Below are 12,885 nucleotides of genomic sequence, written 5' to 3'. Positions count from 1 at the left end.
GCAGCGACTTGGCGCCCTGCTCCCCCATCACCCAGCCCCCGCCGCCCCGGCAGGCCCCTACACCAGCCCAGGCCCCCGCACCGGAATCGACGTGAACGTAGGCGCCGGCGCCGGATCCTGGAAGAAGTCGTTCCCCTTGTCGTCAACGACCACGAACGCCGGGAAGTCCTCGACCTCGATCTTCCACACCGCCTCCATCCCGAGCTCCTCGTACTCGACGACCTCGACCTTCTTGATGCAGTCCTGCGCGAGCCGCGCCGCGGGCCCGCCGATGGAACCGAGGTAGAAGCCGCCGTGGGTGCCACAGGCATCCGTGACCTGCTTGCTCCGGTTCCCCTTGGCGAGCATCACCTTGGACCCCCCCGCCGCCTGGAACTGCTCGACGTAGGAGTCCATGCGGCCGGCCGTGGTCGGCCCGAAGGAGCCGGACGCGTACCCCTCGGGCGTCTTCGCGGGCCCCGCGTAGTACACCGGGTGGTCCTTGAGGTACTGCGGCATCTCCTCACCCGCGTCCAGCCGCTCCTTGATCTTGGCGTGCGCGATGTCACGCGCCACGACCAGCGGCCCGGAGAGCGAGAGCCGGGTCTTGACCGGGTACTTGGTCAGCTCGGCGAGGATCGTGTCCATCGGCTGGTTGAGGTCGATCCGCACCACGTCGTCGTCGCCCGAGGAGAGGTGCTCGTCGGTGGTGTCGGGCAGGAACCGCGCCGGGTCGGTCTCCAGCTGCTCCAGGAAGACCCCCTCGGCGGTGATCTTCGCGACGGCCTGCCGGTCGGCCGAGCAGGAGACGGCGATGGCGACGGGGCAGGACGCGCCGTGCCGCGGCAGCCGCACGACCCGCACGTCGTGGCAGAAGTACTTGCCGCCGAACTGCGCGCCGATGCCGATCCTCTGCGTCAGCTCGAAGACCTTCTCCTCCAGTTCCTTGTCCCGGAACCCGTGGCCGAGCGGCGAGCCCTCGGCGGGGATCTCGTCGAGGTAGTGCGCGGAGGCGTACTTCGCTGTCTTCAGCGCGTACTCGGCGGAGGTGCCGCCGACGACGATCGCCAGGTGGTACGGCGGGCAGGCGGCCGTACCGAGCGAACGGATCTTCTCCTCCAGGAACTTCATCATGGAGGCCTCGTTCAGGACGGCCTTGGTCTCCTGGTAGAGGAACGACTTGTTGGCGGAGCCGCCGCCCTTGGCCATGAAGAGGAACTTGTAGGCGCCGCCGTCGGTGGCGTACAGCTCGATCTGCGCGGGCAGGTTGGAGCCGGTGTTCTTCTCCTCCCACATGGTGAGCGGAGCCATCTGCGAGTAGCGCAGGTTGAGGTTGAGGTACGCGTCGTAGATGCCCTGCGACAGGGCCGCCTCGTCGCCGCCCTCGGTGAGGACGTTCTGGCCGCGCTTGCCCATCACGATCGCCGTGCCGGTGTCCTGGCACATCGGCAGGACGCCCGCCGCCGCGATGTTCGCGTTCTTCAGCAGGTCCAGCGCGACGAACTTGTCGTTGCCGGACGCCTCCGGGTCGTCGATGATCCGGCGCAGCTGCGCCAGGTGCGCGGGGCGCAGGTAGTGCTGGATGTCGTGGACGGCCTCGGCGGCGAGCTTGCGCAGCGCCTCCGGCTCGACCTTGAGGAACGTGCGCCCGTCGGCCTCGAAGGTGGAGACACCCTCGGAGGTCACCAGCCGGTAGGGGGTGGTGTCCTCTCCCATGGGGAGCAGATCGGTGTACGCGAACTCAGGCATCGGTGCCATTCCTCACTCGACTGATGGCGACTGTCCTCCATTGGGCAGCGTCCACCAGCGTAGAACCTGCCGTCGGCGGCGGGCTTGTGAGGTAAGGCTCAGTTCGGACGGGGAAGGGCTATCGCGATCTATCGTGTTTGGGTACGCTGCTCTCGTGGACCTTGAGAAGCAGACCGCGCCCGCCGCCGACATGCGCGCCTCCGACGCCGACCGCGACCGGATCGCCGACATCCTGCGTGACGCGCTGGCCGAGGGCCGCCTCACGCCCGACGAGCACGGCGAGCGGGTCGAGGGCGTGCTGAACGCCAAGACGGTGGGCGAGCTGGAGGTCTTCATCAAGGACCTGCCCGCGGCGCACGGCCCCCGCACCGGGCCCGCGCACGCCTCCGTCCCGAACCGTCCCTCCGACGTCCTCGCCGACCCCGACGACCACGCCGTGGCGATCTTCAGCAGCGCCGTCCGCAGAGGCCGCCGGCGCGCCGGGCGCCGGATCCACGCGTACGCGGTCTTCGGCAGTGTCGAGATCGACCTCAGCGAGGCGATCTTCGAGTACCAGCAGGTCGTCATCAAGGCGTTCGCGGTCTTCGGCAGCGTCGAGGTGCGCGTCCCGGAGAACGTGTCGCTGCGCGGCGCCGGCGGCGGTGTCCTCGGCAGCTTCGAGGTGGACTCGCTGGACGCCGAGGACCCGGCGGCGCCGGTGGTCTACGTCGACGGGTGGGCCGTGCTGGGCAGCGTCGAGGGCAGGGCCCGGCGCGGCAAGCTGGTGGCGGACATCCTCGACCGGGTCCACAGCAAGGTCGACCGGAGTCTGCGCAAGCACCTGGGCCGCTGACGGTCGGCGGACACGGACCCGCGGCGCGGGCGCCCGTCCCGCCCCGGCGGCGCCCGGAGTGCGGGGGAGCGTGGGGGAGTCCGGCGGAGTCCAGCGGTTCGGAACCGACTGCATAGGCACGCGTACAGCGGGTAGACCTTGCGCATCGTCTCTCGCTCGCGAAGCCGTCGTCAGGAGTAGACCGTGCTGCAACCGCCGCATTCGTCCCTGCAGGTAGCCGCCGTTCCGGCCCAGCGGGTGCCAGTGCGAGACAGGGACCAAGAAGCCCCGTGGCACACCGAGGCGGTGTGCCGACGCGACGAGGCCGGCCTGTTCTTCGCCCCTTCCAAGGAGCCCACAGCGGCGCGGCTCTCCCGCGAGGAGGCGGCCAAGCGGGTCTGCGCGCGCTGTCCCGTCATGGTCGAGTGCCGGGAGCACGCCCTCCTCCAGCCCGAGCCGTACGGTGTCTGGGGCGGCCTGACGGCCGCCGAGCGCCGAGTCGTCCTGGCCCGCAGGCGGCGCCGGGACGTGGAGCTGAAGAAGGCGGCCGGGGCCGGCCGCATCGCGCAGGCCGGCTGACCCGCAGGACAGGGAAAAGGGCGCCCCCACCGCACCGGGGGCGCCCCACTCCTCTGCCGCGCCGCACCGCGGCCCCCGTGGCGGGGCGCTACTTGGCCCGGTCGAAGTCGATCGCGCTGTAGGCCCGAAGCTTGCTCAGCCGGTGCTCGGAGTCGATCCGCCGGACCGTACCCGACTTGGAGCGCATCACGATGGACTCGGTGAGTGCCGTCTCCGAGCGGTAGCGCACCCCGCGCAGCAGCTCGCCGTCGGTGATGCCGGTCGCGACGAAGAACACGTTCTCGCCGGTGACCAGGTCCTCGGTGGTCAGCACCCGGTCCAGGTCGTGCCCGGCGTCGACGGCCCTGGCCCGCTCCTCGTCGTCCTTCGGCCACAGCTTGCCCTGGATCGTGCCGCCGAGGCACTTCACGGCGCAGGCCGAGATGATCCCCTCCGGCGTGCCGCCGATGCCGAGCAGCAGGTCGACGCCGGTGCCCTCGCGCAGCGCGTAGATCGACCCGGCGACATCGCCGTCGGAGATCAGCTTGATGCGCGCGCCGGCGTCCCGGATCTCCTTGATGATGCCCTCGTGGCGGGGCCGGTCGAGGATGACGACGGTGACGTCCTCGGGCGTGACGCGCTTGGCCTTCGCGACGCGGCGGATGTTCACCGACACCGGCGCGTTGATGTCGACGAAGTCGGCCGCCTCGGGGCCGGTGACCAGCTTGTCCATGTAGAAGACGGCCGACGGGTCGAACATCGCCCCGCGCTCGGTGGCCGCGAGGACCGCGATCGCGTTGGGCATGCCCTTGGCGGTCAGCGTGGTGCCGTCGATCGGGTCGACCGCGATGTCCACCTCGGGGCCGGTGCCGTCGCCGACCCGCTCCCCGTTGAAGAGCATCGGCGCCTCGTCCTTCTCGCCCTCGCCGATGACGACGATGCCGTTCATCGACACGGTGGAGACGAGGGTCCGCATCGCGCGCACGGCGGCACCGTCGGCGCCGTTCTTGTCGCCGCGCCCGACCCAGCGGCCCGCGGCCATCGCGGCCGCCTCGGTGACCCGGACGAGCTCCAGGGCGAGGTTGCGGTCGGGAGCCTCGGAGGGGACATCGAGTTCGGACGGCAGTTGATGATTTTCGGTCATCGGAGCGCACCTTTCTGATACGACGACGGCCGGATGAGGGTGATGGCCCCGACTCTATCGCCAGGTCGACAAAATGAGCAGGGGGCCCCACGGATGAGCGGACCAGGGCACCTGCGACGATAGGGCGCGTGGCAGGTACGAACGCTAAGAAGCAGTCGGTCCGGAACATGGTCCTCTCCCTCGCGGTGACCATCCTCGCGGCGGGGGTCGTCTACCTCTTCATCCCGCACGACGACTCCGCTCCCGACGTCCCCCGGGTCGACTACCGGGTCGAGCTGCTCACGGCACGCCGCGCGGCCTCGTACCCCGTGGCCGCCCCCGAGGGGCTCGCCCAGGAGTGGAAGGCGACCTCGGTGCGGTTCCGGGGCGACCAGGCCGACCTGTGGCACCTCGGCTACCACGCTCCCGACGGGGAGTACGTCCAGGTGCAGCAGTCCGCTCAGGAGAAGACCAAGGTCTTCATCGACGAGGCCACCCAGGGCGCCAAGGAGACCAGGGCGACCCAGCGGATCGGCGACGAGACCTGGACCCGCTACACCGGCGGCCGCTACGACGCCCTGGTGCTCAAGGAGGACGGCGCCACGACCGTCGTCGCGGGCACGGGCTCGTTCGGGCAGCTCGCGCAGATGGCGGGCGCGCTCAGGACGCAGTGACGCGCGTTCGCGCGCACGCGGACATGACGAAGGCCCCCGGCTCGATCGCCGGGGGCCTTCGTCGTGCCCGGTGCTCAGACGGTGGTGATGACCTCGTCGTACGACAGGCGCGGGGAGCGCGGGAACCAGGCGTCGTCGCCCGGCTTGCCGATGTTGACGACCATCAGCGGGGTGTGGTCGTCGTCGAGGAACTCCTTGCGCAGGCCCTCGAAGTCCAGACCGGTCATCGGGCCGGCGGCCAGGCCGGCGGCGCGGACGCCGATGATGAAGTACGCGGCCTGGAGGGCGGCGTTCATCGCGGCGGAGCCCTCGCGGACCGGGCGCTCGCTGAAGAAGGCGTCCTTGGCCTGCGGGAAGTGCGGCAGCAGCTGCGGCAGCTCCTCGTGGAACTCGTTGTCCGCGGAGAGGATCGCGACCAGCGGGGCGGTGGCGGTCTTTGCCTGGTTGCCCTCGGCCATGTGCCGCACCAGGCGCTCGCGGGCCTCGGGGGAGCGGACCAGGGTGACGCGCAGCGGCGACTGGTTGAACGCGGTCGGGCCGAACTTGACCAGCTCGTAGATCGCCTGCACCTGCTCCTCGGTCACCGGCTCGTCGGTGAAGGTGTTCGCGGTGCGGGCCTCGCGGAACAGCAGGTCCTGGGCGGCGGGGTCAAGAACGAGAGACATACGTGAACCTTCTCGGGTGGAGCGTCGGATCCGGGGTGCCGGATCGGCTGACACCTTGACCATAGGCGATTGAAGTTCAATGTTCAACAAAAATCGGAGCATGGTGATCCCCTTCACAGGGTGAACCATGACCACCGTGCCGGACGCCGCTCACGCCCCCAGGGCGGGGAGGGCTACTCCCCGCCCTCCCCGCCCTGTGCGGACTCCTCCTCGGCCAGCGCCGCGTCCAGCCGGGCCCGCGCGCCGTCCAGCCAGCGCCGGCACACCTTCGCCAGCTCCTCCCCGCGCTCCCACAGCGCGAGGGACTCCTCCAGCGTCGTACCGCCGGCCTCCAGCCGCCGTACGACCTCGATCAGCTCGTCCCGCGCCTGCTCGTAGCCGAGCGACTCTTCCACCTTGCCGGTCATGACCTCACCCTAAGCATCGACTCTGACAGCGAACTCGCCCTCGGCGACCCGTGCCCGCAGCACCTCGTCACCGCTCACCTCGTCCGGATCGCGCACCACATGCCCGTCGGCCCGCTGGAGCACGGCGTAACCGCGCTTCAGGGTCGCCGCCGGGGACAGCGCCACCACGCGCGCGTGCGTGTGCGTCAGCTCCGAGTCGGCGCGGTCCAGGAGATGGCCGAGGGTGCGGCGGCCCCGCTCCAGCAGGGCGGCGACCTGATCGGCACGCTCGTCGATCATCCGGTGCGGATCCTGTATCGACGGCCGGGACAGGGCGTGCGCGAGCCCGCGCTCCTCCCGCTCGACGACGGCCCCGACACACCGCCGGGCCCGGTCGCGCAGCATCCGCACCCGCTCGTACTCCTCGCCCACGTCCGGCACGACCTTCTTGGCGGCGTCGGTGGGCGTGGAGGCGCGCAGGTCGGCGACATGGTCCAGCAGCGGGTTGTCCGGCTCGTGCCCGATCGCCGAGACCACCGGCGTACGGCACGCGGCGACCGTCCGCACCAGCTGCTCGTCGGAGAACGGCAGCAGGTCCTCCACGCTGCCGCCGCCGCGCGCCACGATGATCACGTCGACGTCGTCCATCGCGTCGAGCTCCTTCACCGCCTGCACCACCTGCGGCACGGCGTGCACGCCCTGCACGGGCACGTTGCGCACCTCGAAGCGGACGGCGGGCCAGCGGTGCCGGGCGTTCTCCAGCACGTCCCGCTCGGCGGCGGAGGCCCGGCCGCACACCAGCCCGACGAGCTGCGGCAGGAACGGCAGCGGCTTCTTGCGCTCCGCCGCGAACAGCCCCTCCGCGGCCAGCGCCTTCTTCAGCTGCTCCAGCCGCGCCAGCAGCTCGCCGACGCCCACCGGCTTGATCTCGGCGGCCCGCAGCGACAGCTGCCCGCGCGGCGCGTACCACTCCGGCTTCGCCAGCACGACGACCCGCGCGCCCTCGCCCACCACGTCCGAGACGGCGTCGAACACCTGCCGGTAGCAGGTCACGCTCACGGAGATGTCGTACGAGGGGTCCCGCAGCGTCAGGAACACCACCCCGGCGCCCGGCCGCCGCGAGAGCTGGGTGATCTGCCCCTCGACCCACACCGCCCCGAGCCGGTCGATCCACCCACCGATGAGCCGCGACACCTCACCGACGGGCAGCGGCGATTCCGCGGACGTGTTGAGCGCCATGCCGGTGAGCGTATCCGCAGCCACCGACATCGAACCGCGCCCCGGCCCGCGCCCTTCGCCCGCCGAACGCGGCCTTACGATGGGACGCATGACTGCTTCGCCTGGCCGCCGTGTCCTGCTCGCCGCCCCCCGGGGCTACTGCGCGGGCGTGGACCGCGCCGTGATCGCCGTCGAGAAAGCCCTCGAGCAGTACGGGGCTCCGATCTACGTCCGGCACGAGATCGTGCACAACAAGTACGTCGTGCAGACCCTGGAGAAGAAGGGCGCCATCTTCGTCGAACAGACCGAAGAGGTCCCGCCCGGCAACATCGTCATGTTCTCGGCACACGGCGTGGCCCCCGTCGTCCACGACGAGGCCGCGCGCGGACAGCTCGCCACCATCGACGCCACCTGCCCGCTCGTCACCAAGGTCCACAAGGAAGCCGTCCGCTTCGCCGACGAGGACTACGACATCCTGCTGATCGGCCACGAGGGCCACGAGGAGGTCATCGGCACCTCCGGCGAGGCCCCCGACCACATCCAGCTGGTCGACGGCCCCGAGGACGTCGCCAAGGTCGAGGTCCGCGACCCCTCCAAGGTCGTCTGGCTCTCCCAGACCACCCTCTCCGTCGACGAGACGATGGAGACCGTCGACGCCCTCCAGGCGAAGTTCCCGCAGCTCATCTCGCCGCCGAGCGACGACATCTGCTACGCCACGCAGAACCGCCAGCTCGCCGTGAAGCAGATGGGCGCCGAGGCCGAGCTGGTCATCGTGGTCGGCTCGCGCAACTCCTCCAACTCCAAGCGCCTGGTCGAGGTCGCCAAGCTGGCCGGCTCCCGCGAGGCGTACCTGGTCGACTTCGCCAGCGAGATCGACGAGGCCTGGCTGGAGGGCGTGACCACGGTCGGCGTCACCTCCGGCGCCTCCGTCCCCGAGGTCCTCGTCGAGGAGGTCCTCCAGTGGCTCACCGAGCGCGGCTACGGCGACGTCGAGCTGGTGAAGGCCGCCGAGGAGTCCATCGTCTTCTCGCTGCCCAAGGAGCTGCGCCGCGATCTGCGCGAGGAGGCCGCGGCCCTGATCGCGGAGCGTACGGGCGCCTCCCGGGAGTGACGGTGAGTCCACCGTCGTAACGTAGGGCCATGCAGATCTTCGGTGTGGACATCGGCGGCTCCGGCATCAAGGGCGCCCCTGTGGACCTGGACAGGGGCGACCTCGCCCAGGAGCGTCACAAGGTGCTGACCCCGCACCCGGCGACGCCCGACGCGGTGGCCGACGGCGTCAAGGAGGTCGTCGAGCACTTCGGCTGGACGGGTCCGGTCGGCCTGACCTTCCCCGGCGTGGTGACCGGCGGATCGACGATCCGTACGGCGGCCAACGTCGACAAGAGCTGGATCGACACCGACGCCCGGGCGCTGTTCGGCGAGCGCCTGGGCGGCCTGCCGGTCACCGTCGTCAACGACGCGGACGCGGCGGGCGTCGCCGAGGTCGCCTTCGGCGCCGGACGCGACCGCCCCGGCACGGTCATCCTGCTGACCTTCGGCACCGGCATCGGCAGCGCCCTCTTCGTCGACGGCGTCCTGGTCCCCAACACCGAGCTGGGCCACCTCGAGCTGCACGGCCACGACGCCGAGAAGCGGGCCTCCAGCAAGGCCCGCGAGGACGGCGAGCTGACGTGGGAGCACTGGGCGCACCGGGTGCAGAAGTACCTCGCCCACGTGGAGATGCTGTTCTCGCCGGAGCTGTTCGTCATCGGCGGCGGCGTCAGCCGCAAGGCCCACAAGTTCCTGCACTACATCGAGGGCGTCAAGGCGGAGATCGTCCCCGCGCAGCTCCAGAACAACGCGGGCATCGTCGGGGCGGCGATGCGCGCGGCGAAGTCCTAGGCTCCTCCGCTCAGGAGGCGGGGCGGCGTCGCGAGGCGACCCGGTGGGCCATCAGCCGCATCCGGCGCGCGGTGACCAGGACACCCGCGATCAGCGTTCCGCCGTACAGCCAGCCGGCCTCCGTGGCGAGGGCGGTGAACAGGCCCATCAGCCGGTCCCCGGTGCCGCCGCCCCCGCTGTCGGCGACCGGCACCAGCCCGACCGCGAAGGCGATCGGCACGATGATGACCGCGGTGACCAGGTCCGCCCTGCGCACCCACACCGCGGTCAGCGCGCACACCGGCAGGAACAGCACGCCGTACACCGTGAGCGAGGCCCCGAACAGCAGTGCGGTCAGGGAGCCGAGCGTCAGCATCAGGACCGTGCAGAACAACCCGACGCCGAGTCCGGTGAGACGGGGGTTGGGCAGCCGGCCGAGGGCGTGCGGCACCGGAGGCCCGGGCCGGCGGGCCGCGGCCGGCGCGGTGGCGGGTCTGCGCGGTGCGCCCTCGCGCGGAGGCTGGGGGCCGCGGGGCCGCACCGTCCGGGGCGGGGCGCCGTCCGTGCCCCGTCCGGCCGTCGCGCCGCCTGAGCGGGCCGCCTGCGGAGGCAGGGGCGAGCCGCCGCGTCGCGGTCGGTCCTGGGCTGGTCGCGTCCTGTGTTGCTCCACTGGACCAACTTAGGTCTGTTTATGTGCCGAATCGCCCTTCAGACACGCCGAGGGGACGACCTTGGCCAAGCGTTCGATACGCAGCCGGTGCCGGGCGGGTCACGCCGTAGACTGGTGGATCGGCCCCCTCAGCCCCCAGTCCTCTCCTCTCACGTACGGGAAACAACGTGTCGCTCACGATCGGAATCGTCGGTCTGCCCAACGTCGGCAAGTCGACCCTGTTCAACGCCCTGACCAAGAACGACGTGCTGGCGGCCAACTACCCGTTCGCCACGATCGAGCCGAACGTCGGGGTCGTCGGCGTCCCCGACGCGCGTCTGACGAAACTGGCCGAGATCTTCTCCTCCCAGCGGGTGCTCCCGGCGACCGTCGACTTCGTCGACATCGCGGGCATCGTGCGCGGCGCGAGCGAGGGCGAGGGCCTGGGCAACAAGTTCCTCGCGAACATCCGCGAGTCGGACGCGATCTGCCAGGTCATCCGCGCCTTCAAGGACGAGAACGTCGTCCACGTCGACGGCAAGGTCTCGCCCAAGGACGACATCGAGACGATCAACACCGAGCTGATCCTCGCCGACCTCCAGACCATCGAGAAGGTCCTGCCGCGCCTCCAGAAGGAGTCGCGCATCAAGAAGGACATCGCGCCGAAGGTGAAGGCCGTCGAGGAGGCCAAGGAGATCCTGGAGAAGGGCGACACCCTGTTCTCCGCGGGCATCGTCCAGGGCTCCGGCAACGAGGAGCTCCTGCACGACCTGCACCTGCTCACCACCAAGCCGTTCCTGTACGTCTTCAACGTCGACGAGGACGAGCTGGTCGACGACGACTTCAAGGCCGAGCAGCGCGCCCTGGTCGCCCCCGCCGAGGCGATCTTCCTCAACGCCAAGCTGGAGCAGGACCTCGCCGAGCTGGACGAGGAGGACGCCATGGAGCTCCTGGAGTCGGTCGGCGCCGAGGAGCCCGGCCTCGCCACCCTCGCCCGTGTCGGCTTCAACACCCTGGGCCTGCAGACCTACCTCACGGCCGGCCCCAAGGAATCCCGCGCCTGGACCATCAAGAAGGGCGCCACGGCCCCCGAGGCCGCCGGAGTCATCCACACCGACTTCCAGAAGGGCTTCATCAAGGCGGAGGTCATCTCCTTCTCCGACCTGGTGGAGACCGGCTCGGTCGCCGAGGCCCGCGCGAAGGGCAAGGCCCGCATGGAGGGCAAGGAGTACGTCATGCAGGACGGGGATGTGGTGGAGTTCCGCTTCAACGTGTGACCGGGTGACGTCGGAAAGGGCCGGGCTCTTGTGAGCCCGGCCCCTTCGTTCATCGTGCTGGATCCGTGCTGGATGCTCCGACCTGGCGTCAGCGGCGTTCAGGTGTCGTGGACCGTGGAGCGATGCCCGACCTGCACCGCACACACCACGAGTTCGCCGTTGTCGATCGTGTGGAGTACGCGATGGTTGCCCACCCGTAGGCGCCGACGGTCGGGTTGGGACATGAGGGCGGTGGTGTTGAAGCCCAGTGGATCGGTCTCCAGTTCGGTCAGCTTGGCCAGGATGCGGAGAGCCGTGTCGCGCGGGATTTCGCGGAGTTCGGCTTGAGCCTCGGGCCGGAAGACGGTGCGGTACTCACTCACTGCGCGCCAGCGTCTCCCTCATGATGTCCTCGATCGGGACGCCGGGCGCCGGGTTGGCCATGCGCTCGTCGATGATCCGGTTGATCTCGCGCTCTTCCCACTCCTGGTATTTGCGCAGCACATCGATGGAGACCACGGCGGCGACCTGCTTGCCGCGCCGGGTGATGACGGTGGGCACCTCGTCCCGCTCGGCTCGCTCCACGACCTCGGCCAGATGTGCCCGGACATCGCGGATGGACTCTATGGGCATGGGCTGCGTTATGCGCCCAAAGGTACCGAGTGTCTCATGTGTACACAATGGGAGGGCTGGGCGGGACTTCGGTGCGGTGGGCTAGTCCGAGGCCACCGCCGCTGCTCCTTCGTCCGTTTCCTTCTTCTCGTTCTCGATCTCCGCCGTGCGGCGGTCGATGGCCGGGGACAGGGCCAGGACGCCCAGGGGGGCCAGGACGCCGGCCACCGCGCAGAACCACCACACGTACTCGGGGCCCGCGTGGGCGTAGACGGCCGTGCCCGCGGTCAGGGCGACGAAGCGGGACGAGCCCCACAGCCACTGGAAGGCTCCCTGGTAGCGGCCCCGTGCGTGTTCCGGGGCGATGCTCTGGACCGTCGCCGAGTGGATGCCGCCGATGGCCGCCTCGCCGAGTGACCAGACCGCGACGGTGACGCCGTAGCTCCACATGCTGTCGGCGAAGCCGGTGAGGGCGACGCCGACCGCTATGAGGCCGGCCGCGAAGGTGTAGACGAGGAGCGGGCGGGCCTTGGCGAGGACGGTCGTGGCGAGCGGCTGGAGGACGACGACCAGGACCGCGTTGAGCGTGGCCATCACGCCGAGGACCTTCGGGGAGAGACCGTCGTCGCGGATCGCGAGCGGCAGGCCCGCCTCGGTCAGCGAGTAGATGGCGAGGGTGACGCCGAACAGCGGCAGCAGCGCCCGCATCAGAGGGTCGCGCAGCACCACGCCGTAGCCGCCGCCCTGGCCGGCCGGGGCCGGAGCGGACCGCTTGCCCGCCGGGAGCAGGCACACCGCGATGACGGCGAAGGCGAGGGAACTGCACGCGTCGACCAGGAAGAGCAGCCAGTACCCGTTCTCCGCGAGGAAGCCGCCGAGGATGCCGGCGCCCGCGCTGCCGATGTTGACGGCCCAGTAGACCAGCGAGAACGCGTTGCGGCGGCGTTCCGCGTCGACGGACTCGGCGAGGAGCGCGTTGGCGGACGGGCTGACCATCGTGCCGCAGACGCTGAGCACGGCCGCCGCCAGCGCGAGCGTCACCAGGTTCGGCGCGGCGTAGAGCAGACCGTGCGCCACGGCCGTGCCCAGCAGCCCGGTCACCATGGTCGAGCGGCGGCCCCAGCTGTCCGCGAGCACCCCGCTGAGCAGCGGCCCGACGAGCGTGCCGATGCCCAGACAGCCCAGCACGTAGGTGACTTGGGACGTACTGACGTCCCGTGAGCCCAGGTAATAAACTAGGAACGGCACCACCATGAAGCCCAGGCGGTTCACGATCACGCCGCCGAAGATGACCCAGGCGGTGCGGGGCAGACCCTTGTACGAGGAGAACATGGCCGCATGA

At 70.5% G+C, this 12,885-nt stretch carries 15 protein-coding genes; 6 read left to right on the top strand and 9 right to left on the bottom strand.

Going from position 1 to position 12,885, the window contains the following annotated elements:
- Positions 1–57: 57 nt before the first annotated feature.
- Positions 58–1,728 (bottom strand): fumarate hydratase, encoded by a 1,671-nt coding sequence (locus ABT296_RS05715; RefSeq protein ID WP_351923551.1) that lies wholly within the window; start codon positions 1,726–1,728, stop codon positions 58–60.
- 154 nt (positions 1,729–1,882) lie between these two features.
- On the opposite strand from ABT296_RS05715, the gene ABT296_RS05710 reads away from it, so the two are divergent.
- Together ABT296_RS05710 and ABT296_RS05705 are read left to right on the top strand one after the other, a co-directional pair.
- The gene (locus ABT296_RS05710; RefSeq protein ID WP_351923549.1) at positions 1,883–2,560 is read left to right on the top strand and encodes a DUF1707 SHOCT-like domain-containing protein; all 678 of its coding nucleotides are present in this window, start codon (positions 1,883–1,885) and stop codon (positions 2,558–2,560) included.
- A gap of 183 nt (positions 2,561–2,743) precedes the next feature.
- The gene (locus tag ABT296_RS05705; RefSeq protein ID WP_351923547.1) at positions 2,744–3,118 is read left to right on the top strand and encodes a WhiB family transcriptional regulator; all 375 of its coding nucleotides are present in this window, start codon (positions 2,744–2,746) and stop codon (positions 3,116–3,118) included.
- Positions 3,119–3,206: 88 nt separating this feature from the next.
- On the opposite strand, the gene glpX is transcribed toward ABT296_RS05705, so the two are convergent.
- Positions 3,207–4,241 (bottom strand): class II fructose-bisphosphatase, encoded by a 1,035-nt coding sequence (glpX, locus tag ABT296_RS05700; protein ID WP_351923545.1) that lies wholly within the window; start codon positions 4,239–4,241, stop codon positions 3,207–3,209.
- A gap of 128 nt (positions 4,242–4,369) precedes the next feature.
- Between glpX and ABT296_RS05695 the strand changes: the two genes are divergently transcribed.
- Entirely contained in the window at positions 4,370–4,894 is a 525-nt protein-coding gene (locus tag ABT296_RS05695; RefSeq protein ID WP_351923543.1) for a DUF4245 domain-containing protein, read from the top strand.
- 74 nt (positions 4,895–4,968) lie between these two features.
- Here the strand turns inward: ABT296_RS05695 and ABT296_RS05690 are convergent, their stop codons facing one another.
- The 3 genes from ABT296_RS05690 to xseA form a co-directional block, all read right to left on the bottom strand.
- Positions 4,969–5,559 carry a malonic semialdehyde reductase gene (locus ABT296_RS05690; RefSeq protein WP_351923541.1) on the bottom strand — a complete coding sequence of 197 codons (591 nt, stop codon included), beginning with the start codon at positions 5,557–5,559 and terminating at the stop codon, positions 4,969–4,971.
- A gap of 173 nt (positions 5,560–5,732) precedes the next feature.
- A complete protein-coding gene (locus ABT296_RS05685; protein WP_351923539.1) occupies positions 5,733–5,966 on the bottom strand; it encodes an exodeoxyribonuclease VII small subunit in 234 nt (77 codons plus the stop codon).
- A 9-nt stretch (positions 5,967–5,975) separates the two neighbouring features.
- The gene (gene xseA / locus ABT296_RS05680; protein WP_351923537.1) at positions 5,976–7,184 is read right to left on the bottom strand and encodes an exodeoxyribonuclease VII large subunit; all 1,209 of its coding nucleotides are present in this window, start codon (positions 7,182–7,184) and stop codon (positions 5,976–5,978) included.
- Between the two features lie 79 nt (positions 7,185–7,263).
- On the opposite strand from xseA, the gene ABT296_RS05675 reads away from it, so the two are divergent.
- Complete coding sequence (locus ABT296_RS05675; RefSeq protein ID WP_351923535.1) at positions 7,264–8,274, top strand: 4-hydroxy-3-methylbut-2-enyl diphosphate reductase; 1,011 nt, start codon at positions 7,264–7,266, stop codon at positions 8,272–8,274.
- A 29-nt stretch (positions 8,275–8,303) separates the two neighbouring features.
- Positions 8,304–9,047 (top strand): polyphosphate--glucose phosphotransferase, encoded by a 744-nt coding sequence (gene ppgK / locus ABT296_RS05670; RefSeq protein WP_351923533.1) that lies wholly within the window; start codon positions 8,304–8,306, stop codon positions 9,045–9,047.
- Between the two features lie 10 nt (positions 9,048–9,057).
- On the opposite strand, the gene ABT296_RS05665 is transcribed toward ppgK, so the two are convergent.
- Positions 9,058–9,477, bottom strand: a complete 420-nt coding sequence (locus ABT296_RS05665) for a DUF6542 domain-containing protein (protein WP_502977182.1) — start codon at positions 9,475–9,477, stop codon at positions 9,058–9,060.
- 386 nt (positions 9,478–9,863) lie between these two features.
- Here ABT296_RS05665 and ychF point away from each other — a divergent pair, with 386 nt between their 5' ends.
- A complete protein-coding gene (ychF, locus tag ABT296_RS05660; protein WP_351923529.1) occupies positions 9,864–10,952 on the top strand; it encodes a redox-regulated ATPase YchF in 1,089 nt (362 codons plus the stop codon).
- A 98-nt stretch (positions 10,953–11,050) separates the two neighbouring features.
- Here the strand turns inward: ychF and ABT296_RS05655 are convergent, their stop codons facing one another.
- The 3 genes from ABT296_RS05655 to ABT296_RS05645 all read right to left on the bottom strand — a co-directional run bounded on the left by ABT296_RS05655 (position 11,051) and on the right by ABT296_RS05645 (position 12,875).
- Positions 11,051–11,314, bottom strand: coding sequence for a type II toxin-antitoxin system RelE family toxin (locus ABT296_RS05655; RefSeq protein ID WP_351923527.1), 264 nt, complete (start codon positions 11,312–11,314; stop codon positions 11,051–11,053).
- Complete coding sequence (locus ABT296_RS05650; RefSeq protein WP_351923583.1) at positions 11,307–11,576, bottom strand: type II toxin-antitoxin system Phd/YefM family antitoxin; 270 nt, start codon at positions 11,574–11,576, stop codon at positions 11,307–11,309. The genes ABT296_RS05655 and ABT296_RS05650 overlap by 8 nt, the downstream gene beginning before the upstream one ends.
- Before the next feature lie 69 nt (positions 11,577–11,645).
- Complete coding sequence (locus ABT296_RS05645) at positions 11,646–12,875, bottom strand: MDR family MFS transporter (RefSeq protein ID WP_351923525.1); 1,230 nt, start codon at positions 12,873–12,875, stop codon at positions 11,646–11,648.
- Positions 12,876–12,885: the final 10 nt, after the last annotated feature.

This window comes from Streptomyces sp. NPDC000983, from assembly GCF_040299205.1.
GTDB lineage: Bacteria > Actinomycetota > Actinomycetes > Streptomycetales > Streptomycetaceae > Streptomyces.
Note: the sequence above shows the minus strand (reverse complement) of the source record. Positions and strands in the feature narration are given on the sequence as shown.